Source organism: Caballeronia glathei (assembly GCF_000698595.1).
Classification (GTDB): Bacteria; Pseudomonadota; Gammaproteobacteria; order Burkholderiales; family Burkholderiaceae; genus Caballeronia; species Caballeronia glathei.
In genome coordinates this window covers 1-3,088 of the sequence record NZ_JFHC01000183.1, presented here as the reverse complement: position 1 = coordinate 3,088, position 3,088 = coordinate 1, and the positions used below count along the sequence as shown (strand labels likewise).

Here is a 3,088-nt window from a genome sequence, read left to right as displayed (position 1 = left end):
TTCCTGCCGTACCTGAGCGGCGAGCGCTCGCCGTGGATGGACCCGTCGGCGCGCGGCGGCTGGCTCGGTCTCGGACTCGGCGACACGCGCGGTACGCTCATGCGCGCCGCGTTCGAAGGCGTCGCGTTCTCGCTGCGCGCCGGGCTCGACGCGATCCGGGCGAACGTCGGCGGCGGCATCGGCGCGATGCGTCTTGCGGGCGGCGGCTCGATCGACCCGCGCTGGCGGCAGTTGCTTGCCGATGCGCTTCAGACCGAGCTTCACGCCGTCGATTGCCCGAACGCCGCGACGCGCGGCGCCGCGCTGCTCGGCGGTTTCGCGGCCGGTCACTGGCATGCGGGCGACCTCGCGTCGCTCGCGCCTTGCGCGACGCTCGCCGCCACGCCGCGCGAGGACGCCGCGCTCGCCGGACGCCATGCGCGTTTCATCGATCTGTACGGGCGCGTTCGAAGCTGGTTCTGACGCGGCAGCGCCGAGCGCTTAAACTTGTGGCCCGCGCCTATCGACGGAGTGGGCCAAATTGTTGCTTATCCTCGACCGGCATCGCCGGCGAGACTGGCACCTGACCCGTGCGCGCGAACTGTTCGACCGGGCGATGGCGTCGGCGTGGGACGGCGAGCACGGCGGCATGGTCTACGGTATCGACCCGGACGGCCGCTTCTACGACGAGGACACGTATTTCCGGGTGCAGGCCGAGTCGCTCGCGGCCGCCGCGCTGCTCGCGGGCCGCATGCACGAAGCCGGCGACGAAGCCGCCGCAGCACGCTGCTGGCACGAATACGAGCGGCTGTGGGCATACAGCCGGGCGCATTTCGTCGATCACCAGCATGGTGCGTGGTATCGCATCCTGTCGCGGGACAACCGCCAGTACAGCGACGAAAAAAACCCGGCCGGCAAGGTCGACCATCACACGATGGGCGCATGCTACGAAGCGTTGAGCGTCGCGCGCTGAACGAAGTGTCACGAAGCGCCACGAACTGTCACGAATCTTGAACCAGGAGAGAACTGAAAGATGAAAACCAAAGCCGCCATCGCATGGGAAGCCGGCAAGCCGCTCACGATCGAGGAAGTGGATCTCGAAGGCCCGCGCGCGGGCGAGGTGCTGATCGAGGTGAAGGCGACGGGCATCTGCCACACCGACTACTACACGCTCTCGGGCGCGGACCCCGAAGGCATCTTTCCGGCGATCCTCGGGCACGAGGGCGCGGGAGTGATCGTCGACGTGGGGCCGGGCGTCGGCACGCTGAAAAAAGGCGATCACGTCATTCCGCTCTATACGCCGGAATGCCGCCAGTGCAAGTTCTGCCTGTCGCGCAAGACGAACCTGTGTCAGGCGATCCGCTCAACACAAGGCAAGGGACTCATGCCCGACGCGACTTCGCGCTTTTCGCTCGACGGCAAGCCGTTGTTCCACTACATGGGCACGTCCACGTTCTCGAACTACATCGTCGTTCCCGAGATCGCGGTGGCGAAAGTGCGCGAAGACGCGCCGTTCGACAAGATCTGCTACATCGGCTGCGGCGTGACGACGGGCGTGGGCGCCGTCGTGTATTCGGCGAAGGTGGAGGCGGGTGCGAACGTCGTCGTGTTCGGGCTGGGCGGCATCGGCCTCAACGTGATTCAGGGCGCGAAGATGGTGGGCGCGGACAAGATCATCGGCGTCGACATCAATCCGGGCCGCATCGAACTTGCGAAGAAGTTCGGCATGACGCACTTCGTCAATCCGAAGGACGTGGAGAACGTGGTCGATCACATCGTGCAGCTGACCGACGGCGGCGCCGACTACTCGTTCGAATGCATCGGCAACACGAAAGTGATGCGCCAGGCGCTGGAATGCACGCACAAGGGCTGGGGGCAGTCGTTCATCATCGGCGTGGCGGCGGCGGGCGAGGAAATCTCGACGCGCCCGTTCCAGCTGGTGACGGGCCGCGAGTGGAAGGGTTCGGCGTTCGGCGGGGCGCGCGGGCGCACGGACGTGCCGAAGATCGTCGACTGGTACATGGAAGGCAAGATCAACATCGACGACCTGATCACGCATCGCCTGCCGCTCGAGCGCATCAACGAGGGCTTCGATCTGATGAAGAAGGGCGAGTCGATTCGCTCGGTTGTGTTGTACTGATCGGGAGACAGGGACGATGCTTGAAATCGTGGAAGAACATCGCTCGTTTGGCGGCGTGCAGCGGACTTACCGGCACGATTCCGAATCGATCGGCCTGCCGATGCGCTTTTCGGCGTATCTCCCGCCGCAGGCATCGTCCGCTCGGGTGCCGGCGCTTTTCTATCTCGCGGGCCTCACCTGCACCGAGGAGACGTTTCCGATCAAGGCCGGCGCGCAGCGCTACGCCGCCGAGCACGGCATCGCGCTCATCGCGCCCGACACGAGCCCGCGCGGCGCGGGCGTGCCCAACGAGAGCGCGGCGTGGGACTTCGGCGTCGGCGCGGGGTTCTATCTCGATGCGACGGAGGAGCCCTGGTCGAAGCACTACCGGATGCATTCGTACGTGACACGGGATTTGCGCGAGGCTGTCGTCCGGGAACTGCCGGTGCAGGGCGACCGGCTCGGCATTTTCGGCCACTCGATGGGCGGGCACGGCGCGCTCGTGCTGGCGCTGCGCAATCCCGGGATGTACCGGTCGGTGTCGGCGTTCGCGCCGATCGCCGCGCCCTCGCGGTGCCCGTGGGGCGTGAAGGCGTTTTCAGGCTATCTGGGAGAAGACCGCGAGGCGTGGAAGGCTTATGACGCGAGTGAACTGGTCAGGGGGGCTTCGGCGGCGCGTTTTGCCGAGGGCATCCTCATCGATCAGGGTCTCGCCGATCAGTTCCTCGCCGAGCAGTTGTACCCAGAGGTGTTTGAAAGAGCCGCCGCCGCGGCGGGACAGCCGGTGACGCTGCGCCGCCACGAAGGCTACGATCACGGGTATTACTTCATCGCTACCTTTATCGGCGAGCATATTGCGCATCACGCGCGGGTTTTGTGTGTTTAACGGGGAGTTGTTCCAGTTTCGATTGGTTTTGATCGGCGGTTGGGTTTGGTGGTGGATAAACCGTTTGATGCGCCTGTGCTCCTATGAAACTTGATTTGATATTG

The 3,088-nt window shown here is 65.3% G+C and carries 3 protein-coding genes and 1 pseudogene; all 4 read left to right on the top strand.

The features are described from left to right. On the top strand, nucleotides 1-462 hold a 462-nt coding region (locus BG61_RS38015; protein ID WP_241486505.1), incomplete at its 5' end, for an FGGY-family carbohydrate kinase. Between the two features lie 31 nt (nucleotides 463-493). After that, nucleotides 494-952 (top strand): annotated as a pseudogene (locus tag BG61_RS38010) (AGE family epimerase/isomerase); the annotation flags it as partial. A 60-nt stretch (nucleotides 953-1,012) separates the two neighbouring features. Beyond that, the gene (locus BG61_RS38005; RefSeq protein WP_035936961.1) at nucleotides 1,013-2,119 is read left to right on the top strand and encodes an S-(hydroxymethyl)glutathione dehydrogenase/class III alcohol dehydrogenase; all 1,107 of its coding nucleotides are present in this window, start codon (nucleotides 1,013-1,015) and stop codon (nucleotides 2,117-2,119) included. Nucleotides 2,120-2,135: 16 nt separating this feature from the next. Beyond that, nucleotides 2,136-2,984, top strand: a complete 849-nt coding sequence (fghA, locus tag BG61_RS38000; RefSeq protein ID WP_035936965.1) for an S-formylglutathione hydrolase — start codon at nucleotides 2,136-2,138, stop codon at nucleotides 2,982-2,984. Nucleotides 2,985-3,088: the final 104 nt, after the last annotated feature.